Here is a 19,688-nt window from a genome sequence, read left to right on the forward strand (position 1 = left end):
ATTTCCTAGTTAGTTGGTTTTGATCAGATCATATCGCATTAAGTTGCGAATCTATTTTTATTTCTGAGAGAATTAATGCACTATATTTGTGCATTAATTCTCTGTACTCGGTGGTTTTGATTTAATCGGTGTTGGGGTCGCTAGCTCGGAAAATTGATCTTTTAGTTTGCTCAAGGTATTGATTTTGGCCTCTATTGCCGGCAATTGACGCTGCAGTATTTGTAGTTTCTCTCGATAAGCGGCCTCAATTTCATCCAATTCTTTTCGGGTAATGACGCCACCCATTTCCTTGGTCATCTCGGGGCTGAAGCGAATGGCTACCCTGAACCCAAGAAAATGAATCCCAATCCCGATAAGAATAAAGACGCTAAACGACAAAATAGCTAGCTTAATCATGGTTCTACCCGTGATTTTGATTTGTTTCATCGTTGAGGTTGATCCTGAGATCCAGATCAGCTGCATCTGATTTTTCCTTGTTTATAGCTTGGATTACTGTAGGCGCAATTTTGGACATCATTGCCGTAAAAGTAAAGATTCGCCCCGCATTTTCAGATTATCGGTCGATATTTGATGCTAATATTGCCAAAATTAGCAAAATAATCTGCAAACGAGACAAATTCATCCTTATTAATTCTTGCCGCCCTATTTTTTAACTATTTACTTTGTTTATGAAGCAAACCCGTTTACCTGAAATTATTGGTTCTGCATTAAAGGCCGCCAGGGAAAAGAGAGGTTTGGAACGTGGCGAGTTGGCGACCCAATGTTGTCTATCTAGCAAAATGATTTTGGAATTAGAGGAGGGCGGTATGACCTCTTTCTATAATTTTCAACTCAAATTATCATCAGCAAAACGGGTTGGAGCATTTTTAGGTTTATCACTTTCGGATTATCTTGACCAGCCTGTTGAGCTAATAGAGCCTCTAACGATTTCTGCAGAGGCTGACAGTTTAACCGATGCAGAAGAGGTTGATTTATCTCAAGAAAATATTAACGATAAAGAGGATGTAAAGTCGGCTGATGTTAGCCCACCCAAGCCAGTGGTGGATGAGGGTGAGCAGTTAGATGATTTGATTTATGAAAGCACGCACTCAGGCACATCAATGCCTTACGTCGCAGCGCCTTCGACACCTTTCAAAAAGTTTGGACTTGCGCTAAGTTTGGCCATAGTTATAGGCGGACTCTATGGTGTTGAAAGTAAATTTCAGATATCCAACTCAGCTTTAGCGCTTGTAGAAAACTTTGGCGCTAAAAAAATAGAGCCACAAGACCCTCCAAGTGAGATTGCATTACAAGAGCCACGTCAAATAGCCTTTGAAGAAGCGGTCACCGAAAAAACCCAAGCGAAACCAGAGTCAGTCATTGCTGTGGCTCCTGCGCAAAGTCAATGCCCACCAGCGCGCGATGAAGTTTCAATCTATAAGTCCCCCAATCCATCCAAATTGGGGGATTCTGTGAATATTAAAACCTTGGTGAAGCAATCTATTTGTGTTGCTGATGGTCAAGGAAGGCAATCATTGGTTGATCTAGAGCCGAACACAGCCCATTCTTTTAGAGGGGTATCACCTTTTATTATTTCGGCACAAGATTTGGATAATGTAGAAATGTATTTTCAAGGCTGGAGGGTAAGGCCCCCCAATTCCGGCATGAAGCAAATGAAATTAGTTGAAGTTGCAACGCAGTAATGTGATTTTTCTAACGATATTTCGGAGGTGGCGAGATGTTTGAATTCTCAAAAAAAGGCCCAATGGCCGATACGCAGTTAACTTATCAAACCACCGTTGGTACGGGGTCTTCTGTTATTGGAAACTTTACGCATCGTGGCAATATGTTGTTATCTGGGCATCTTGTTGGTGATATTCACCAAGATGACACTGCCCCTGACGCCGCAAATGGTTTTACTGCGGTTATAGGTAAAACAGGATTTTTAGAGGGCGATATTCACAGCGCCCATGCAATCATCATTGGTCGTATTAATGGTTCTGTACTTGCGAAAGGCAGAGTTGAGGTTTATCCGGGCGCAGTCGTGTGTGGCGACATCACCTATTCACAAATTAATGTTCATCCCGATGCTAAGGTAAATGGCAATCTCAAGTGCTTGCTGCCGGATACCTTGAATGCCTCATCAATAGCAACCGAAACCGATGGTTTGGTGAGCAACGTTGTATTGATGGCAAAAGCTGAAGGCGCATAATATTCGGAAGTGTTGAGATGACCCAGATCCCCGAAAGCCAAATTCACCATCTCAAAGAATCGCAAGAGGAAGATTCTTTTACGAAGAAAGTTCCTTGGTTTCTTTTGCTGGGGTTTCTAATATTCGTGATCTCTTGCGCATTGGTTTATGTTTATCAATATCGAGATCTTCCCAAATGCCAAGATGAGGCAGTTCAAATACTGCTTAATCAAAATATTAGAAGTAATGAAGCGCTTATTCAAAATTCAAGAACTCTGGCTTTTGAGGGTATTAATGAAGTTTCGCACAACAACACTCAGCGGTCTTGTAGGGCAAGCCTGATTACTAGCCAGGGAAATTATCTTGTTACTTATCTGGTGCAGAACGAGGTGATTGAGAAAAATTGGATAGGCAAACTCTTGGGCAAGGTTGAATATTCTATTGTGGTAGAAAAAATAGAATCTGTTCAATAGGTTTAGCCTAATGATGTAAACAAGTAATCCTGGGGGCTAAAGTAAAAATTTGCCAATGATATAGAACATCATGGCGGATACCAATACGTATATTGCTGCCTTGCCTAATGCTCTTTCAACACCCTTTTGAATAATCTTGTTCTGAATATTTTCATCGGCGACAATATTCTTAATATTCCAAAGATCTTTTCTGATGGTGTTAAGGCTCTCTTCAGATTTTCGCTCTCTAGCTTGGATAGAGTCGCTAATTTCAGCTAAGCGAGAGTTAATCGTTTTTAGCTCTGCAATTGCGTCGTCTAGATTGCCCATTTGCACTCCAAGTTGGGGGTGAGGCTATATATTGTCATTGGTGCCATTCATAAATTTGGTAAGCTTCGGGAATTATGGCAAATTTCAGACTTCTACCCTAGTTTTTTATTCGTTTTAGAAAAAATACCGAGCATTCTACTTTTGGCGTGAAATTAGGTGAGATCCAATTAATTTGCTTTATAGTGGTGTTAAACAAAGTAATGCCTATATGCAAGGGCATGTATGCTCGATAAATCTAACTACAGCATGGATATCAAAAGCCGATGATAGTGGCTAAAGTTAAAGCTTTTGCTAAATTCGTTCTAAAGGGTGTTGCCCTGTTTATCATTTTGCTGATTTTGCTCTACGCTGGATTCAAGGCGTGGGAGTATCAAACGGTTGAGAGCAAGAGGGCGGAGAATGTTGCCCATCAAAACCGATTGAAGAATCAGTACGAGGATCTCGCCAGAGATCAGGTCTCATACATTCCCTTGATGGTCGGTAGCCCTTCATTGGATTATGTCCAAAGAGGCAATGGAGAATCTATTTTCGCTTACTTGCTAGGCTCTAATTACAAGCTTTACCAAGAGCTTATGGAGGATAGTGGGCAAATCGTTTATGTGGGCAAACAAATTCTGGGTGCTGGTTGCAAAAAACAAGGGTGTGCGGATGGAGAGGCTGCGTTTGTGGTTGATCCAGAGAGTAGTAGGTATTACGCTGCCATTAACCAGGATGGTAAGGTTGAGTACTACGGCATTGAGGATGGCTCCCCTGCGCCTGTGGCGTTTCAAAAATGGCATGGAAGCCAGACTATAGAAGGGGCTAAGTAATGCTGCACGCAAAGCCTGTATTTCTAAGTAAATATTGCTTAGGTCTGATGTTGGCATGTTTTGTTTCGCATGGAGCGTATGCTTCATCGGATCATCATGACCCAGCTCCAGCAAAGGCAGGCACTCACAAAGGGACTCATAAATTTAGCAACGATAAAGACATCGTGTTAAGGAAGAATGCGCAATCTACGCTATATCTTTTGTCTGGTTGGGGGAAGACTGAGGGGCCTTATGTTTGGTATACGGTTTCAGCCCACTTTAATGCAGACCAGCTATCTCCCGATGGAAAGCCCTTTAATCTTTTTAGTCTGAGCGGCGCCTTGGATTGCAAAGAAAATCATTTTTTCTTCTACAGAACTTCATATATGTATTTTGACTCAAAGACTAAATCCTTAAATGAAGTCTTTTTCAAAAAATCCAAATCCGATGTCATTCAAATTACACCTGAGACTATAGAGTCTAGCGTTAAAGCAATCATCTGTAATGAATGATGGCAGCCTGATTGGCAAACGGTGTTAGATCAGTTTCAGACCCTCTTTGAACAGCTCCAAAAGCTTGTTCAAGATTCGATGCAGGGCGATGGTTTTTCGGCGATCGATGCTAGTGGACCATTAACTCCTCTGCAGCGACATGTTTTACGGGAGTTATTGCAGGGTTATCCGTCGCAACCTTTAAATTTAAGCGATGAATTAACGGGTCTTCTTGTTAGATCAAGTCTAATAGAGCGATTGAGCCAAGCATTGATTGATTCAACAAGTCGTAACTCAATCCTGGCAGTATGTTTTATTGATCTCGATGGATTTAAGGAGATTAATGATCAGCATGGACATGCTGTTGGCGATCAAGCTTTGCGTTTAATTGGTGAACGTATACACAATTCAATTCGCTCGGGTGATTTGCTGGGTCGCTGGGGCGGAGACGAATTCGTACTAGTTTTGCAAAATATTGATCGCCAAGAATCTGTTGCGCACTTGGCTGATCGTCTGCTTGGTGCAATTTCCCACCCATTGAAATTAAGTTCTGATGAGCCGCTCACATTATTTCTGGGGGCTAGCATTGGTGTGGCAATGACTTCGGCTGGTCTTTTGGGTAAGGAATTTGATGCGCTCACATTGATTGAAAAAGCGGATAAGGCGATGTACGAGGCTAAAAGAGCGGGCAAAAACCGAATAGAAATTGCGCTTTAGTTAGTTTATTGCTTGCGCAAATGAACTGGTGGAATACGCAGAATATCTCGATATTTTGCGATAGTTCGTCGCGCAATAATATAGCCCTGATCGCTTAATAGCTGAGCGATTTGAGTATCTGAGATAGGTTTTGCGGCAGATTCTTCCTCAACAATTTTTTTAATTAATGCTTGTATTGCAGTCGATGAAATACCTGTACCTTTTTCTGAACTTACTTGACTACTGAAAAAGTACTTGAACTCAAAAATTCCTAAAGGACATGCTAGGTATTTTTGGGTTGTCACCCTCGAAATAGTCGACTCATGCATTTCTAATTCCTCGGCGATTTCGCGTAGAACTAGGGGCTTCATACCAATGGCGCCCATCGAAAAAAATTGCTGCTGCCTTTCTACTATCGCTTGCGCCACCCGCTGGATTGTTTCTTCTCGCTGGGCGATATTTTTTACAAGCCAACTTGCCTCCAACATTTTTTGTTTGAGGGCGCCGTCAATTTTCTTTTGACCATTTTCTTTCAAAATCCTTGCGTACTCATTATTCAAAGTAAGTCGAGGTTTCGCATTGGGATTCGATTCCACCACCCAACGATTGTGTTTGAGCCTGACAACGACATCCGGCAAAATCCATTGGTCATTTTCACGTTCAAATTGAGAGCCTGGGTTGTGTTGGAGTGTTCGAATAAGCTCGACAGCTTTCAGCACTTCTCCCTCTGATTTGCCACTAGCCTGTTTTATTTTCTGCCAGTCTTTTGACCCCACTTTGGGTAAATGGGATGTAACAATTTCTTTTGCTAGTTCCCAAGCGGCGCGATTGTCTTTAATGCTCTCTAGAGTGCGATCTATTTGAAGGGAAAGACATTCGGCAAGGTCGCGCGCTCCAATGCCTGGTGGGTCTAGTGTTTGGAGTTTAGCGAGCGCTTTCTCTGTGTGGTTAAACGATGTATTTTCGGTTAACTGGGTAGCGATATCCGCATGAATGGCTTGAAGATCCTCGGGTAGGTAGCCGCGCTCATCGAGGCAGCCAGCTATGTAGGCGATCAAGGATCGATCTTCTGGATTAATCTTGAGTAGATGAATCTGCTCCTCAAGGTATTCCAGTAGAGTTTGTTTGTGGGCGATACGCTCATAGCGCTCACCCCAGTCTTCATCATCATCCTGGGAGGCCTGATTGTTGCTCCAGGATTGGGGGTTTACCTCAACTCGCTCATTGGATTGAGAGAGGTTGGATTCGATTTCAGGGTTGGGCTCAAACTCGAGCAAGGGGTTTTCTTCGGCCGCCTTGGCCAATTCTTGTTCTAGCTCAGAGTTTGATAGTTGCAAAAGCTTGATAGATTGCTGCAGTTGCGGGGTAAGACTGACCGTCTGGCTGACTCGGGTATTTAGTGAGATAGCCATGGTCTACTGAACGTTGATGGGAGTATGGGAATTGCAAAAGTTCACAGAGTGAGTGTAATTGCCTAGCCCAAGCGGAAATGCCTTTATCAAACTTGCATCTCTAAATTTAGACATCCTAAGATTTTCTTGTTTTATGAGAAGGACTGAACGCTATCATATAAATAAAATCTATATAAATCAATAATATAGATGATTATTCGTGCAGAAATCATAGAAAGAATGTATAAAATGGGTAATCATTTGCCAATATTTGTCCGTTTACAGTTACCCTGTCATTGAAAAAGAGGAATTTCACATTATGGAATATCCTGTCATTACTGAGCATCGAATTCGAGGCGAGCGCTTCTACACCATCGAAAAAAGCAACAAGATTGCTTTTTACACAACTAATATCGCTGCCGCGCGGTATTGGGTGAAGCATGTGGTTAATGGAGAGAATGTAGCCATTCCTGAAGTTGATTTGCATATTAAGGATGGTCAAACCCCCTAATCCCCATTAAATTTGCATGGCCTAAAAGGCCTGCAAATTGTGTTTTTCACGCTACCTCACCTACGAGCGTGTAGAGTTTTAAATGGCGTTTAAAGGGCTATAAACGCGAGATATCCGTATAATGACCCATTTAATGTGGGTTAGTTGCATGGGTCGCTTCATTTTTCGAAATACCACTTTTATTGCGCTTTTTGCCATTTTTGCTAGTGGTTTCGTATTGGCTCAAGCAAATGAGGATATGGTAACTGTTATCGACGGTCACCAATATAACGTCGCATATTACAAAAGCTCGATTAAATCTTTACCCCCGGATTGGAAAAAGGTTTGGACAATCACGAATCGCAAGCAAGACTCCGGCTCTACACCCGAGCGAGTTCAATCGATCCGACGGAACATTTTGTTTAATTGTGTTCGCAATACCTATTCGACTCTAGCCACCGTAAATTATTCTGAGCCTAATGCAATGGGAAAACCCAATTTGCAGACTGAAACTGGATTTGAATTGAACGACGATCCTGTTCCGGAAGGAACTCCCTTGGCTATTATTTATTCACAAGTTTGCGGTTCTTAAATTATTAATATGAGATTTAACATTTTTCCTCCCGAAGGGCTTAAAAGTATTGAGCCTAAGTTTCATGTTGATCCCCGATTGATTCAAAAAACAATCGAGCGTGAATTGGGCAAAAAACCACTAGCTGGGTTGTATCCAATTGATGGTGCGGGCACCCCAATTCCTGTGAGCCTGCTGGATGTTGCAAAGGGCTTATTGATTATGAAGCCCGAAATAAAACCCGAGGGCGGCTTCACAAGTTTGATTGGTGGGCAACGCATTGTGGTGATGTGCGGTGAAAGTGGCAAGATGCAGTTTTTGGCCACAAACCTGAGATTGAATGAAGAGGGCAACCTAGTGTGCCCATTGCCGGCGGATTTAATTTTGATTCAACGTCGTAAAGAGTTCAGAACCTTAGGCCCAGCGGATGAGGATTTAAATTTTGTGTTGTGTTTAGGCGCTGGTCAAGAATTGCTGACCAAGGTGATCGATATATCCGATCATGGTATTTTGCTTGATATTCGCTTGGGTGCTACAGAGGTGGAGGTCGGTCGTTTTTGGCACTCTGGTTATTTTGAGCGTTTAAGGTCCCGCTCAACCACCATTGATTTAGTCATCAAAAATGTCCGTCCAGGGGCTGATATCGATCGCATCCGTGCTGGTTGTGAGCTCTATGAGCCGAAAAAACAAGTTCTCAAAGAGTTTGAGAGTACGCGTAGCGCGATTGAAAATGCTCGCGTACAAGGCCGCTTGAATCGTTGGTATCTTGGGGCTAGCTGGCATGAGTAAATTATTTGTGCAGAAATTGGCTGGCGGATAAGCTTGAATTAATATGAATTTTTTCGCGTCTTTTACTACTGGAAAATTGATCATGATCGTGAGCTTGCTCATGTTCATTGCGCTGATCTATTTTTTCATTCGCGATTTTTACGGCAAAGTGGTAGATGAAGTTAAAGAGAAGCAGGCCAAGCCGATAGAGCCAGTAGTTGTTGCAAGTCTTCAGAAAACGCATCAGCTTGAAGAGGTGATTAACCAAAAGATAGCCAACATGAAGTTGGATCTCATGGCGGAGCGTTTGCGGATTACCTCGACTGCTGAAGTCTTGAAGAATTTGGCAAATGAAAGACATCTCCCAGAAACCTTGTATCAAATTTATTTTGAGACACGCGCATTTCCAAAAAAGAGCATAGAAGCGCAACAGACAGATCTAGAGTGGCATGCTCAAGCAGGCATTACCGATCTGAAAGTGGAGCCAATGCCTCTTGATGATGGGACTCAGATTTATTTCACATTGCATAACTACCCGTACAAGCTCACAGCAGTTAATCATCGCTTTGCGAGAACATACTTTGTAGAGCTCACCTTGCGCGATGTTGATGATGTCCGTCTATTTGTAGTGAGAATTAAAGCAAGCGAAACAAATGGCCGCGATATTTTAGAGACGGCGATCATTGAAATGAAATCGGGCGAATGGATTGATGACATTGCTAGCTGTCGATTGCTTATGGATAAGCGTAAAACTGAAGTCCAGCTCATGGCTGAGCACCGTGAGGTGGAGTTATTGAAAGAGCGGTTCATATTGAATCAAGGCGCCAATAAGTTCATCGGCAACAAAGCCGATAACGGCCTTAAGAAAAAGTAAGGATACCGTGCTCAAAATTCAGTTCCCTCGTACGCAAAAAGGCATCTACTTCTGGTTTTTAGCCTTCTCGAGTTTTTTGCTATTTGTTTCACTAGCCACCCTTTTGGCTGCTGCGGGTGAGTTATCTAGCTCCTCTTCAGATTTAAAAAATCTGAGGGTGGTAATGCCAAATTTGGAAGAGTACGTTAGCTACCAAGCCATTGATTTTCGGCTAAACAATAGTACCCTCAATACCCGTCGATTAAAGCCGAGTGATATTCCAAAATTGGCGGATGATGCAGTTGTTCCAGTTGGATTGGATGATGCTATTAATCGCGCATTTCAGTATTTTTCTGAGTTTGAGAACAAGCGCTCTGGACCGATTTTGACTGTGACTTTGCCCAATGTTCAATCCGTCGAACCGGGCTCCCCTGCTGATTTGGCGGGTGTCAAGTCAGGAGATCTGATTCTCTATGTGAGCTCTATCAAAATAGAGTCAGTCATGGGCTATTACCAGGCGCTAAATGAAAGATTGTCTCCAGAAATCAGCTTGAAATTGCTTAGAGGTAAGCAAAATACGCTTTCAGTTGCCATGAAAAGTCTTACTCGTACCCCCATTACGGGCGGTAATAGTGGTATTACATTTTCGATTCCGCCAGAAGCGGTTTATCTAACCGAACAAGATGGCAAGCGAATGGCAGACCAATATCGGCGCGAAATGCTTCCTGCGATCTCGGTTGATTGGCGGGTTGAGGCCGCTAATAATTTGATGCAGAGCGCCAAACGTTTGAATTTAATTTCAAAAGGCGTTATTGATCCAGCCGGTTCTTCCTCTGCCAAAATTCAGGCTAAAGATGTGCTTAATTGGCAGCATAAAAAAGTTTTAGAAGCTATTGACACTTACTTTTCTCAGCGAAGAAAGATTGAGAATAAAAATGCATTCTATTTAACTGGAATGGGTGATGCGGTAGTCGGCTTTGTTTGTAGTCTGGTTATTTTCGTGATTGCCGGGGCGCTGTATTGGTACCAACGTCGCATTGCAGGTAAAAAATCATGAACTCGCTTGAGAATCAAGAATACTGGCTTGGTTTGCGTATTCATGGCGAGCGCTATGCCTTGCCCGCATCTCATGTCTATTCAGTATTTCTTTGCCCAGAGGCAGAGCAGTCGATTAAAGACTTAAAAATCAGTGGCGTTGTCGTGCACGAGGGTGAGCCGGTTTATCTGCGCAACCACTTTCAATTGTTAAAGACGGCACTTGGTACTGGCGGTGGAGCAGCTTGGCAACAGGCGCCGAAAAGAGATCAAGCGCCATGGATAGTAGTGCTAAAAGATGGCGCTGATAAAGGCTTGGGTTTTCGGGTGAACAACATAGTGGGGCCGTTTCATTGTTCGACCTTTCCTGAAGCGGCATTCTTGCATTACAACGGATCGGATTTTCATTTGGTAGAGGTTTTATGAAGTTGCTGGGCATGTCACGAAACCTTATAGTTAGATAATAAATATGCGCAAAATCTATAACAATCACGTATTTCAACGTTCGACGAAGCCTTGGCAGTGGCTAGCTGCCATCTCTTTTTCTGTTGCGCTATTAACTAGTATTGGCGCTTATTTAACCGCACGTTCTTGGTTGTCTGATGGTCGATATTTGCAGTCCATCGATTTAGAGCAAATTGAGGTATTGCGTCTTATACCTGCGCTGAAAGACCTACAGCAGCAGGTAACTGGCACTCATATCCTAGATTCCGAGTTTTTTAATGGCTTGAAAAAAGCAGATCGACTTCTGAGGTCAATGACCGACGATGTCAAGATGCCCGATAGTTCTAATGTATCAAGCCCAGTAAATCCTGCGACGCCTCAAAAAGTAAATACCGCCCCTAACTCCAGCAAGGGTTCCGAAGGAATCAAGAGCGCCAAAGATGAAGCAGTGGCAGTCCTTTCGGATAATCCGGCATTGGCTTTTTTCCAAAAGCTCGATGCAAAAATCATGAAGCTATTATTTGGAAAGCCAGATAAATATGCTGAAGCAGCTAAGGAGGATGATATTGCTCCTAGTTCAGTGGCAGCCGAACAAAAGTCGATTAATGCGACAGACATACAGGGTGTATTAGTTGGTGCGAAAACCGCTGAGCAATCAATTGTTCTGCTGCTTGCTCAGGAGAAGGGTTTGGCTGGCTTGGATATTTTGGCTAAGTCTGCCGAGACCCTCATTTCATCAAAGGGCCCCTTAGAGTTAGATAAGATTGCAGCTGATTCCCCAGCGAGGAAGTATGCAGAAAGCTTGGCTGAGTACATCAAAGCAAATGCGGCTTGGCAAAAAAATATTACTAGCGCTTCTGCATCGGCGGATTTGCAAAAGGCTTTGGGTACCGTAATTGATCAAAAGGTCTTAATTGAAATCGAGGCGGGCAAAAAGACTTCTGGCAAATCAACCTTGAATCTCACACAAGCAATGCCTAAGGTACATCAAAGTCCTTGGCATACCAAATTGCCGCAAGAGAGCGCTTCAGCGCTTAAGGTCTACATAAACAATATTCAGGTGGTGCGTGAATTTGCTTCAGATCATGAGGCCTTGAAGGTGGTTGCTCAGAAAAATTCAAATGGTATTCACCTCTTTGATTTTGCAGCTGCTGGTGGATTTTTGGGTTTCACATTAGTAAGCATCATCAGCTTAATCTGCGCTGGATTGGGCGCAGCGATGTTAATTAAAAATACTCGTGTTGCCGAGCCTGAAAACAAGCGCGTCACCAAGCTTGCAGCCGCCGCCGATGAGCTTTTAGGATCAATTGATTTGGCATTAAATAAATCAGGCGACTCTAATTCCCAGGATGCAAAATCAGTACCTGAGTCTAAATCTAAATCCCCCGACTCCCTCAAAGCGGATATGGAGCGAAGGGACTTGGCTGACACAAGCAAGGCAGAGCTAAAGACAGTTGTAAATGCGATTACTGAGCTCAGCGGCGATCTGAAAGATAAGGTGATTGGTATTGAGTCTCGCATGAAGGCGCTCAGCCAAATGGGCAATAAATTGCGTCACTCAGTCAACACCCTACAGGATAAAAGTGCTCAGATGCGGTCTAGCGCCAGCGATCAATCTGATAACGCTTATGGTTCTACCTCGAATCAAAATCGCGGAGGACCTTTAGAACAATTACAAGATGCATTCTTTGCTCTTAAGCAGCAGGGTGTTCGTTTGTATTTAGCCATACTAGATAATCACTCGAGCAAGCAATTAGCGGTGGAAACGGAGCAGTTGAATTTATTGGTTGAGAGGGTGGAGTCAACCGTTTCCAAAATGCGTACTTCGTTAGCGCAAGCCTTAGACCAAGCTGTTGATGCTCAAGCTACCATTCCGCAGGTTTCGCCAGAGGTTATTGAGCTCATTAGTATGGATGCAAAGCAGGTGATGCGCGATCTTGATTTGTGGCAAGAGGAATTTGACGGCTTGAATCGCGCCTTTGGCGATCTCAAACGTGAAATCAAAGTGTGATTCATTTAAAGATCCATTAAACACTGCAAACCATGGCTGAAGAAAAACCACTATTTTTAATAGATGTTGATCGGGCGATCGAGGGATTGCTATCAGCCACGCCTAAAAATACAGCTGGACCAATTCAGGTTGAGCCTATCGTGATGCATTGCGTTGATTTAGCGAATGCGCTTGATGGCGCTGGGCTGGAAGACATTTCTGAATTCGCCCAAGAATTGGCTGTGCAATTTAAGGAAAATCAAGCGCAGTCACTTTTACTTGTGAATGATTTTATTTTATTGACGAATGCTGGAGTAACTCAGGTTCACCCGAGTGAAGCGACCAAGCAAGTTGTAAGCGATGAAGTATTAAAAGCGGCTAAAGCGAGCTTTGCTAATAAACTTGCGCAGTTAAAGGCGGGCGCACCAATTTCCGCTGAACCGATACAGATTGGCGAGCAGAGCCCGCAAGCTGAGCAAAATCCAATTTCCGTAATAAATGAGGCAAAACCCGCTGAAGAGGTGGTTGAAGATGCTTTCCCTAATCAAGAATTTTCTCCCGAACTGTTTCGTGCTTTACAAGTAAAAAAAGTGGAGACTGAAGATCAGGCTCCCGTGCAAACTGTCGAGCCTGCCTCGCCAGAGCCCGTCTCGCGTGAGCAGGCTTTAGAGCAAGCCTTAGATCGCGCTGTAAATGAACTAAATCATTTGTTTGCGGCAAGAAAAGAGTCGCCACCCGTCTTATTTACTCCGCCACAGCCAAAACCATTCTCATTGCCGGAGAATTTGACCAAACCAATTGATCGCGAGAGTGCATTTGAATATTCAGGTAGGGCGCGTTATCTAGATAAACATTACACATTGGATCGATCCAGCAATTTAAATCGCATGCAAAAAGCGCGTAGTTTGGTTGGCAAAGGCGATAACTGGAGTGGTGTAGAGGTAGACTTTTTGCTGGGTCGTGAGCAAGATGAATTGGTGCGATCAGGTCAGCAATCACTACGCCATATTTTTGAAAACCTCACAGACGAATTATTGATTGATGAGGTGTATGCAGATCCAGATATCGCACAGCAGCTTTTAACCATACTCAGTATTTTGCCGCCTTGCCCTAGTATTTTTGCGGTTCAACAAGAGTTGATGATTTTTGTCGACTTAGATCATGTGACCCTGTCAAATGAGCACTTAGTAGCTGTCAGCAATATGATGGCGGAAATCGGCGGCTCTCTGGAGATCCATCATGATGGCGTGCGGTTGTCCTGCCCATCAAGTTTGCTGCGTATGCCAATGGCTTTCTTTACTCGACATGGGGAAAACTATGCAGTTTCTGCGATCCAGTATCTTGGTGAAGAGCCTATGGGTAAAGTGGTTGACTCTAAAGTTGATTTTTTGGGGGAGATCATTCATCCAGCTCGCAATATCTATGTTCGGGCGGGTAACCATGATTACGTGATTCATGCCCATGAATTCTTGGGCGTTCAAAATATGAATGTGCATCAAAATTTCCCCAGTTCCTTGGAGCGGCCCTACTGGATGGCTGGCGTTGCTTTAGATGGTGCCAATAATGTTTATTCCTGGGTTGCATTGGATCGGTACACGAGATAATGCGTTTTTTTGGGTTCTTCATAGTTGCCTATTTATTAGGCACAAGCGCTCAAGCAGCTTTAGCGCCTGATCTTGATAAAGAAATCACGCGTTTTATTCAATCTAGCCCCACTGTTAATGGTTTGCGATTCCAGGCGGAGTTGGTTGACCCTAATATTGTTGTTCCCGTCTGTATGGGTGGCGCTATTGAAATTGGTACTCAGCCTGGGGCGCGAATTTGGGGTAGAACAACCCTTCAGTTACGTTGCGCCAAGGCGGGTTGGATGGTCAATATTCCCTTCAATATTCGGGTGTTTGGCAATTATGTGGTTGCCAGCCAGTATCTTCCAGCCGGCCAAAAGATTGAGCCAAGCGATATTCGGGTGATTGACGGGGAGTTAAGCGCGTTGCCAGACGATGTTTTGAGGTCTCCCAAAGGGGCATATGACCGTATTTTGAGCCGTTCTCTACAAATGGGTTCTCCAGTCGGGCTAAACGATTTAAAGGAATCATCCGTAATAAAAGCAGGAGATCCCGTAAGGCTTGTCCTTAAAGGCAAGGATTTTGAGGTTTCTGGTGAGGGTATAGCCCAAACCGCAGGCATGATCGGCGATATGGTGCGAGTTCGTATTGCGGATGGTCAGGTCTTGCAAGGAAAGGTTTTAAGGCCGTCAGTCGTCGTAGTGACGGTGGAATAATGGATGTAAAAACCCAGTATTTGGGTTACAGTGGTGAGAATGGGCAGCAATCCTCGGATTGGTGCCAAGGGTAGTAAAATGCTCTTAGTGCAGAGGAGAAAGCGATGAAGGTAAACGAGAATGGGGCGTTAATTCCGCCAAATACAGGGGTTGGTAAACCGAACTCTGGCTCGAACTCGACTGCTTTAAACCCAAGCGCAAATAAGTTAGCCACTGATACAGTTGCTGGCCCAGCAGTCAATTTAGATATCAGCTTGACGGCTAAGTTGGCTGAAGTGCAAAGTGATTCCAAGGCAAATAAAGTCACTGATGAGGCTTTGATTGAGAAGCTCCGCAATCAAGTGGCCAATGGCGAATTTAAGATCGATTACAAAAAGATATCTCAGGCAATGCTCAAAGATGTTGTTGCCGCAATTGGTCAAAAACCAAAACAAGCCTAAGTCAAGCTTAGGCTTGCATCACCCCCCAAATCTAATAGTTATGTCAGAACAATCCCCATCAATGTCATTTGATGGGATGCAATCTTTCTTGCAAAAGATTGCCGGCGCTGTTTTAGATCTGCGTAGTGCACTTGAGGTAAATGACATGGATCGGCTGCCAGCTGCGTTGGATCTTACCAATGTTGCTTTAGATGCCATCAATCAGTACCCAGGCGGTGCTGAACAACTCAAAGTCGATATTGGACAGTTTCCAGATGAGCAAAAGCGCAGTCTCATGAGTTTGTTAGATGAGGCTTCCGTCAACCATCAAATTAACGGCGATCTCATTCGTTTGGCAATGCAACGTAGCGCTGCTATGCAATCCTTTATCGCACAACAAGCTCCTAGCGCGACCTACGATAGCGAGGGTGGAGTGCCTGGATCAGTCGGCGGCGTCCTATCACGCAAGGTCTAGCGCTCACAAGCATGTCACGTACAAGAATTTTTTAGTATTTTTGTCCATAATAGTGATGTGCACCCAGAGGCAAGTAGCTTCTCCAAGAGTGATTAGTACGGTTAAATATTTATATCCATTCCGGAAGTTATGCAATTTTTTGATAATGCTCGTCTAGATATTGCTAGGCAAAACTTAAACCGTGGCCGCTATCAAGCAGCGTTTGAGATCTTTTATGAATTGGCCGTCCATGATGTGGATGAGGAGGCGCAATTTGCGCTCACCAAAATGTGCTTTGATGGGCATTTGGATGCGGAGCAAATTGCCAAGCTCTTTGAGTGGGTAAATTCTAATAGCAGCCTTGGCAATGGTTATGCCCATTTTAATGTGGCCCTCATGTATGAGCGGGGTATGGGTGAGATTAAGCAGAACTACAAAACCGCTATTGAATATTATGAAAAGGCGATCAAAGAAGATGTTGTAGATGCCTACTGTAATCTAGGCAATATCTATGCGTTAGGCCTGGGTGAGGAGCAAGGCATTCCTCGTAATATGAATAAGGGAATTGAGTATCTTGCTAAAGGCGCGCAAGAGGGTAGTCGACAAGCGGCCTATACGCTGGGATGTCTTTATGAAAAAGGGGAATTTATTCCCCAGGACCACAGTAAGGCTTGCTACTACTTGGTGCTAGCAACCCTAGCAGGACATGAGCAGGCGCATCGGGTATTGATTATTTTTCAGCACACCAATAAAGGTGATTTCAACAAAGAGTTTGATGAAGCTGAATTGCAGTATGGAAAAATCAAAAATATGCGTAGGCTCTATAAGAGTCTGTAAGCTGGGCGCAACTATTAAATTTTGAGTTTGGCCCGAATGCGAATCATGCCCTGAGTATGAATTTGGCTAATGCGTCCTGGCGTGATATTCATGACTTGGGCGATTTCTCTATAAGAGAGGTCTTCTTGATAGTGAAGTGCAAACACTAATTGCTCGTTTTCAGGAAGGCCCTCTAGGATGGTAGCAATACGTTCAGCCAATTGGGCCATTGCCACAGCTCTCATGGGATCTGATGAGTCGGTATCAGACGGCAAAAGATCATCTGATAAATCATCGAGTGGCATGAGGTGAACCATATTGGCCATGATGGCATGGTATGCCTCAATCGTCATTTCAGCGCTGGCAGCAATTTCTCTTTCAGAGGGGTGGCGACCTAAATTTTGTTCTAGTTTGCGGGTAACTTTTTCTAAACCCTCTAGCTCATCACGTTGATTGCGCGGCAAAATATCATTTTTGCGGCAAGCATCGTAGATGGCGCCACGAATGCGGGTACGGGCGTATACCTCAAAGTTCAAATTGGCTTGAGGCTCATATCGGGTTAAGGCATCCAATAAACCCGTTAAACCCTCTTGAATTAAATCATCTACTTCAACATTGGGCGGCAGGCGCGAGCAAATTTGATGGGCAATGCGCTTTACAAGTGGCAGATGTTCTTTGATGGCGAGATCAATATCAACTGACTGGGTATAACTAGAAGGTTTCAATCACAGCTCGCACAAAAGGACATCAATAGGATTCTCTAAATTGTATCAAGCGGTAATTTTGGCAGAAATTGCTTTAAAAAATTGATGAGGCAGAACAAATTCATGGGGGGTACCATGGGTAACGGGGTTAAAACTCATGTCATCCAGATCAATCTCGACCCTTTGAGCGGTAAAGGCTTGAACCCAGCCTAAGGACTCGATATTTTGCTCAAGGGCTCTTTGAGCCGCATCTTGCAACTTTTCAAAAGCAGCGGTACCTGCCGCCTCATCATGTCCACCAACAATCAGTACCGAAAGTGGCTCATCCGGTTGCAATTCAGCCATTTGGCGAATCATGACCATCGCTTTTTTTAAGCAGGCTTCCTCAGTAGAGGCAATCAAGATACGTTTGATATTGCTGCCATAGTAAGCGACGATATTTGCCTGTGGGTCAACCGTCGGAAACACAACATAATCGATGTCAATTTCATGTTTTACTAAGCGTTCATCGAGTTTGGGATATTTTGCATATCGACTGGTGATCTCTGGGCGTAACTTGGCGCTAGTGGCGTACCAAAAGTTATCGTCTATCTGTTTAATCGTTCTTAATAAGTCAATCGAGTTGGAAAAAACCTGCCCCAAGTCATACCGCACTGGGTATAAAAAACCAGACATGGTTTTGCGATCGGCCAAAGGAACCTCATCAACCAGCAATACACGGTGACCAAGTTGTCTGATGTTATGAGCAGCGCCATGACCAAGATGAATTGTGGAGTCTGGATCTAATGTGCTCGCAATGCAAATGACGCGGCACAGTTCTGAGCCAAAAATATCACGTAAACCTGCGGCCTGATCGGTGCCGCTAACAGTGCTTGCCGTATTCATTGGTTGACTTTACGAATCCAGTCGCCCAAATGATCAGAGAGTAATGCTGGTACTTGCTCATCAGTCAATGAGAAAGTTTCGGCAAAGGCGCGTATTGCCATCGCGCGGTGACTTAAATAGTTCACATCAGGTTGACTTAAGTCCTCTGGAACCCGTTGGCCATTGGAAACAAACAGAATAGAAAGATCATGGCGAATCACGCTGTCTATCACTGGAGCTAAATGCGCAGCTTCATCAATTTTGGTGATGATGACAGAGTCCAGTTTTTCCCCATTGGTGTTTTGCATAGCTTGATTATGCAAATTAATCACTTCTTCTTGCGTGCGTAAATCCGTGGTTGAGCTCATTACTAAAATACGGCGCGCTTTGCTTGAGCCGTGTTCCAGCAGGTGTGATTGCTCTACCATCAATGTATCTCGCTGACTCACTCCAGCGGTATCTAGCAAAATGATCTTGCGATTAGAAAAGTCTTTAATTTTGGCTGCTAAATCTTCGCTGTCCCTAACGGCGGTAACGGATAAGCCCAAGATTTTGGCAAAGGTCTTTAATTGTTCTTGGGCGCCAATACGATAGGTGTCGGTAGTTAGCAAGGCAACCTGATTGCGGCCATAGCGCAATACACACCTCGCCGCAATCTTTGCAACAGTAGTGGTCTTGCCGACCCCAGTTGGGCCAATAAAAGCAAAGACACCACCGCGATCAAAAATATCAAATGCGCGAGAGGTCTTAAGCATGCATTTGACTTGCTCTCGGGCATTTTTGAGTAAATGCAGTACGCTTAAATTCTCGGGTAGATTTTGCGCAATCTCTGCAACCAATTTTGGCGAGAACCCGCTATTCAGAAGATGCTTTACCACCTCTGTGATTTGCGCATTCCCTTGCTGAATATTTCCCCAAAAGCTGCCAGCAACATGAGATTGCAAGAGGTTTTTTACTTCACTGATTTCAGAGAGTAGTTTTTCTACCTTTGGCGAGCTTTCTGCATGCGCAGCAATGCTGGGTGATGTGTTGCTTGTTGCGTAGTTTGATGGATTATTTACTGGCTCAGCTTGAGCGCTAGGCGTGCGTACTTTTTGCGCAGCGCTTTGAGCGGCGGCTTTTAAAGCATTTAAGGCAGCAGTTTCCTGCGCAGCTTTGGTGTTGGCAGCAAGGCTAGCGCTAAAGATGGCATCGTTATTAGATGGATTGATGACATTGGCTGACCCTCTGGGTATGCGCTCAGCATCATTAAATGAGGTGGGTAAAAAGGCCTCAGCGCCAGGGGCGCGAATGGGGCGCTCCACTCTAGCTGGATTGCGACGCAAAATGCCATTTGGCACATCAGGGTGCACTCTAGGTCTAGATGACTCAATTGAAGATGGAGTGGAGGCGGAGGGTGGCGCGCGCCTTGCAATGGCATTGGCAAACTTGTCGGTAAGGCCGGACTGCTTTAGTGAGCGTTCTGAAAATGCACTCGGCTCGCCAAATTGTGGATCTAACGCTTCTGAGCGGGCAGAAAGATTGGCTAAATCACCAGATGTGATTGCCATGACTTCTACGCCTTGATCCGTATCTTTGGTTGAGAGCACCATGGCATCCGGACCCATCTCTGCACGTATGAGCTTTAAGGCGTCAGCGGTATTGGCTGCAATAAATTTTTGGGGGCCCATGCGTTAACTCC

Annotated in this window: 24 protein-coding genes; 18 read left to right on the forward strand and 6 right to left on the reverse strand. The window is 44.2% G+C overall.

Annotated features, from left to right (window positions below; translation table 11 throughout):
- Nucleotides 1–93: 93 nt before the first annotated feature.
- The gene (locus IC571_RS02885) at nucleotides 94–426 is read right to left on the reverse strand and encodes a hypothetical protein (protein WP_215317329.1); all 333 of its coding nucleotides are present in this window, start codon (nucleotides 424–426) and stop codon (nucleotides 94–96) included.
- A gap of 242 nt (nucleotides 427–668) precedes the next feature.
- Between IC571_RS02885 and IC571_RS02890 the strand changes: the two genes are divergently transcribed.
- The 3 genes from IC571_RS02890 to IC571_RS02900 are packed head-to-tail and all read left to right on the forward strand — an operon-like array spanning nucleotide 669 to nucleotide 2,643.
- The gene (locus IC571_RS02890) at nucleotides 669–1,682 is read left to right on the forward strand and encodes a helix-turn-helix domain-containing protein (RefSeq protein WP_215317330.1); all 1,014 of its coding nucleotides are present in this window, start codon (nucleotides 669–671) and stop codon (nucleotides 1,680–1,682) included.
- 35 nt (nucleotides 1,683–1,717) lie between these two features.
- Complete coding sequence (locus IC571_RS02895) at nucleotides 1,718–2,191, forward strand: polymer-forming cytoskeletal protein (RefSeq protein ID WP_215317331.1); 474 nt, start codon at nucleotides 1,718–1,720, stop codon at nucleotides 2,189–2,191.
- Between the two features lie 17 nt (nucleotides 2,192–2,208).
- Nucleotides 2,209–2,643 (forward strand): hypothetical protein, encoded by a 435-nt coding sequence (locus tag IC571_RS02900; protein ID WP_215317332.1) that lies wholly within the window; start codon nucleotides 2,209–2,211, stop codon nucleotides 2,641–2,643.
- Nucleotides 2,644–2,679: 36 nt separating this feature from the next.
- Here the strand turns inward: IC571_RS02900 and IC571_RS02905 are convergent, their stop codons facing one another.
- On the reverse strand, nucleotides 2,680–2,952 hold the full coding sequence (locus IC571_RS02905; RefSeq protein WP_215317333.1) for a hypothetical protein: 273 nt from the start codon (nucleotides 2,950–2,952) through the stop codon (nucleotides 2,680–2,682).
- A 269-nt stretch (nucleotides 2,953–3,221) separates the two neighbouring features.
- Here IC571_RS02905 and IC571_RS02910 point away from each other — a divergent pair, with 269 nt between their 5' ends.
- The 3 genes from IC571_RS02910 to IC571_RS02920 are packed head-to-tail and all read left to right on the forward strand — an operon-like array spanning nucleotide 3,222 to nucleotide 4,948.
- Nucleotides 3,222–3,761 (forward strand): hypothetical protein, encoded by a 540-nt coding sequence (locus IC571_RS02910; protein ID WP_215317334.1) that lies wholly within the window; start codon nucleotides 3,222–3,224, stop codon nucleotides 3,759–3,761.
- Nucleotides 3,761–4,252: a hypothetical protein gene (locus IC571_RS02915; RefSeq protein ID WP_215317335.1), complete on the forward strand. Its 492-nt coding sequence runs from the start codon at nucleotides 3,761–3,763 to the stop codon at nucleotides 4,250–4,252. The genes IC571_RS02910 and IC571_RS02915 overlap by 1 nt, the downstream gene beginning before the upstream one ends.
- 21 nt (nucleotides 4,253–4,273) lie before the next feature.
- Entirely contained in the window at nucleotides 4,274–4,948 is a 675-nt protein-coding gene (locus tag IC571_RS02920; RefSeq protein ID WP_215317336.1) for a GGDEF domain-containing protein, read from the forward strand.
- Between the two features lie 5 nt (nucleotides 4,949–4,953).
- Here the strand turns inward: IC571_RS02920 and rpoN are convergent, their stop codons facing one another.
- Nucleotides 4,954–6,339, reverse strand: coding sequence for an RNA polymerase factor sigma-54 (gene rpoN / locus IC571_RS02925; RefSeq protein WP_215317337.1), 1,386 nt, complete (start codon nucleotides 6,337–6,339; stop codon nucleotides 4,954–4,956).
- Nucleotides 6,340–6,637: 298 nt separating this feature from the next.
- Between rpoN and IC571_RS02930 the strand changes: the two genes are divergently transcribed.
- The 12 genes from IC571_RS02930 (at nucleotide 6,638) to IC571_RS02985 (ending at nucleotide 16,460) form a co-directional block, all read left to right on the forward strand.
- Entirely contained in the window at nucleotides 6,638–6,829 is a 192-nt protein-coding gene (locus IC571_RS02930; RefSeq protein ID WP_215317338.1) for a hypothetical protein, read from the forward strand.
- Nucleotides 6,830–6,977: 148 nt separating this feature from the next.
- Nucleotides 6,978–7,400 carry a surface-adhesin E family protein gene (locus IC571_RS02935; RefSeq protein ID WP_215317339.1) on the forward strand — a complete coding sequence of 141 codons (423 nt, stop codon included), beginning with the start codon at nucleotides 6,978–6,980 and terminating at the stop codon, nucleotides 7,398–7,400.
- Nucleotides 7,401–7,409: 9 nt separating this feature from the next.
- A complete protein-coding gene (locus IC571_RS02940; protein ID WP_215317340.1) occupies nucleotides 7,410–8,168 on the forward strand; it encodes a hypothetical protein in 759 nt (252 codons plus the stop codon).
- 43 nt (nucleotides 8,169–8,211) lie between these two features.
- On the forward strand, nucleotides 8,212–9,021 hold the full coding sequence (locus tag IC571_RS02945) for a hypothetical protein (RefSeq protein WP_215317341.1): 810 nt from the start codon (nucleotides 8,212–8,214) through the stop codon (nucleotides 9,019–9,021).
- 7 nt (nucleotides 9,022–9,028) lie between these two features.
- Complete coding sequence (locus IC571_RS02950) at nucleotides 9,029–10,057, forward strand: PDZ domain-containing protein (protein ID WP_215317342.1); 1,029 nt, start codon at nucleotides 9,029–9,031, stop codon at nucleotides 10,055–10,057.
- Nucleotides 10,054–10,461, forward strand: coding sequence for a chemotaxis protein CheW (locus tag IC571_RS02955; protein WP_215317343.1), 408 nt, complete (start codon nucleotides 10,054–10,056; stop codon nucleotides 10,459–10,461). The genes IC571_RS02950 and IC571_RS02955 overlap by 4 nt, the downstream gene beginning before the upstream one ends.
- A gap of 43 nt (nucleotides 10,462–10,504) precedes the next feature.
- Nucleotides 10,505–12,490 carry a hypothetical protein gene (locus IC571_RS02960; protein ID WP_215317344.1) on the forward strand — a complete coding sequence of 662 codons (1,986 nt, stop codon included), beginning with the start codon at nucleotides 10,505–10,507 and terminating at the stop codon, nucleotides 12,488–12,490.
- Between the two features lie 32 nt (nucleotides 12,491–12,522).
- The gene (locus IC571_RS02965) at nucleotides 12,523–14,073 is read left to right on the forward strand and encodes a hypothetical protein (protein ID WP_215317345.1); all 1,551 of its coding nucleotides are present in this window, start codon (nucleotides 12,523–12,525) and stop codon (nucleotides 14,071–14,073) included.
- Nucleotides 14,073–14,750, forward strand: coding sequence for a flagellar basal body P-ring formation chaperone FlgA (flgA, locus tag IC571_RS02970; RefSeq protein WP_215317346.1), 678 nt, complete (start codon nucleotides 14,073–14,075; stop codon nucleotides 14,748–14,750). The genes IC571_RS02965 and flgA overlap by 1 nt, the downstream gene beginning before the upstream one ends.
- Nucleotides 14,751–14,854: 104 nt before the next feature.
- The gene (gene flgM / locus IC571_RS02975) at nucleotides 14,855–15,190 is read left to right on the forward strand and encodes a flagellar biosynthesis anti-sigma factor FlgM (protein WP_215317347.1); all 336 of its coding nucleotides are present in this window, start codon (nucleotides 14,855–14,857) and stop codon (nucleotides 15,188–15,190) included.
- Nucleotides 15,191–15,230: 40 nt separating this feature from the next.
- Nucleotides 15,231–15,644: a hypothetical protein gene (locus IC571_RS02980; protein WP_215317348.1), complete on the forward strand. Its 414-nt coding sequence runs from the start codon at nucleotides 15,231–15,233 to the stop codon at nucleotides 15,642–15,644.
- 129 nt (nucleotides 15,645–15,773) lie between these two features.
- Nucleotides 15,774–16,460: a tetratricopeptide repeat protein gene (locus IC571_RS02985; protein WP_215317349.1), complete on the forward strand. Its 687-nt coding sequence runs from the start codon at nucleotides 15,774–15,776 to the stop codon at nucleotides 16,458–16,460.
- Between the two features lie 14 nt (nucleotides 16,461–16,474).
- Here IC571_RS02985 and IC571_RS02990 read toward each other — a convergent pair whose 3' ends face one another.
- From IC571_RS02990 to flhF, 3 genes are read right to left on the reverse strand one after another with little or no spacing between them, the layout of a single operon-like run.
- Nucleotides 16,475–17,164 carry a FliA/WhiG family RNA polymerase sigma factor gene (locus IC571_RS02990; protein WP_215317350.1) on the reverse strand — a complete coding sequence of 230 codons (690 nt, stop codon included), beginning with the start codon at nucleotides 17,162–17,164 and terminating at the stop codon, nucleotides 16,475–16,477.
- 45 nt (nucleotides 17,165–17,209) lie between these two features.
- Nucleotides 17,210–18,028: a hypothetical protein gene (locus tag IC571_RS02995; protein ID WP_215317351.1), complete on the reverse strand. Its 819-nt coding sequence runs from the start codon at nucleotides 18,026–18,028 to the stop codon at nucleotides 17,210–17,212.
- Nucleotides 18,025–19,677, reverse strand: a complete 1,653-nt coding sequence (flhF, locus tag IC571_RS03000) for a flagellar biosynthesis protein FlhF (RefSeq protein ID WP_215317352.1) — start codon at nucleotides 19,675–19,677, stop codon at nucleotides 18,025–18,027. The genes IC571_RS02995 and flhF overlap by 4 nt, the downstream gene beginning before the upstream one ends.
- Nucleotides 19,678–19,688: the final 11 nt, after the last annotated feature.

Origin of the sequence: Polynucleobacter sp. MWH-UH2A, from assembly GCF_018687195.1 — a bacterium.
Classification (GTDB): Bacteria; Pseudomonadota; Gammaproteobacteria; order Burkholderiales; family Burkholderiaceae; genus Polynucleobacter.

Bases quoted from the DNA above. Each gene is read 5' to 3' on its own strand.
- IC571_RS02885 (WP_215317329.1), bottom strand. From the start codon at position 426: ATGAAACAAATCAAAATCACGGGTAGAACCATGATTAAGCTAGCTATT.
- IC571_RS02890 (WP_215317330.1), top strand. From the start codon at position 669: ATGAAGCAAACCCGTTTACCTGAAATTATTGGTTCTGCATTAAAGGCC.
- IC571_RS02895 (WP_215317331.1), top strand. From the start codon at position 1,718: ATGTTTGAATTCTCAAAAAAAGGCCCAATGGCCGATACGCAGTTAACT.
- IC571_RS02900 (WP_215317332.1), top strand. From the start codon at position 2,209: ATGACCCAGATCCCCGAAAGCCAAATTCACCATCTCAAAGAATCGCAA.
- IC571_RS02905 (WP_215317333.1), bottom strand. From the start codon at position 2,952: ATGGGCAATCTAGACGACGCAATTGCAGAGCTAAAAACGATTAACTCT.
- IC571_RS02915 (WP_215317335.1), top strand. From the start codon at position 3,761: ATGCTGCACGCAAAGCCTGTATTTCTAAGTAAATATTGCTTAGGTCTG.
- rpoN (WP_215317337.1), bottom strand. From the start codon at position 6,339: ATGGCTATCTCACTAAATACCCGAGTCAGCCAGACGGTCAGTCTTACC.
- IC571_RS02930 (WP_215317338.1), top strand. From the start codon at position 6,638: ATGGAATATCCTGTCATTACTGAGCATCGAATTCGAGGCGAGCGCTTC.
- IC571_RS02935 (WP_215317339.1), top strand. From the start codon at position 6,978: ATGGGTCGCTTCATTTTTCGAAATACCACTTTTATTGCGCTTTTTGCC.
- IC571_RS02940 (WP_215317340.1), top strand. From the start codon at position 7,410: ATGAGATTTAACATTTTTCCTCCCGAAGGGCTTAAAAGTATTGAGCCT.
- IC571_RS02945 (WP_215317341.1), top strand. From the start codon at position 8,212: ATGAATTTTTTCGCGTCTTTTACTACTGGAAAATTGATCATGATCGTG.
- IC571_RS02955 (WP_215317343.1), top strand. From the start codon at position 10,054: ATGAACTCGCTTGAGAATCAAGAATACTGGCTTGGTTTGCGTATTCAT.
- IC571_RS02960 (WP_215317344.1), top strand. From the start codon at position 10,505: ATGCGCAAAATCTATAACAATCACGTATTTCAACGTTCGACGAAGCCT.
- IC571_RS02965 (WP_215317345.1), top strand. From the start codon at position 12,523: ATGGCTGAAGAAAAACCACTATTTTTAATAGATGTTGATCGGGCGATC.
- flgA (WP_215317346.1), top strand. From the start codon at position 14,073: ATGCGTTTTTTTGGGTTCTTCATAGTTGCCTATTTATTAGGCACAAGC.
- flgM (WP_215317347.1), top strand. From the start codon at position 14,855: ATGAAGGTAAACGAGAATGGGGCGTTAATTCCGCCAAATACAGGGGTT.
- IC571_RS02980 (WP_215317348.1), top strand. From the start codon at position 15,231: ATGTCAGAACAATCCCCATCAATGTCATTTGATGGGATGCAATCTTTC.
- IC571_RS02985 (WP_215317349.1), top strand. From the start codon at position 15,774: ATGCAATTTTTTGATAATGCTCGTCTAGATATTGCTAGGCAAAACTTA.
- IC571_RS02995 (WP_215317351.1), bottom strand. From the start codon at position 18,028: ATGAATACGGCAAGCACTGTTAGCGGCACCGATCAGGCCGCAGGTTTA.
- flhF (WP_215317352.1), bottom strand. From the start codon at position 19,677: ATGGGCCCCCAAAAATTTATTGCAGCCAATACCGCTGACGCCTTAAAG.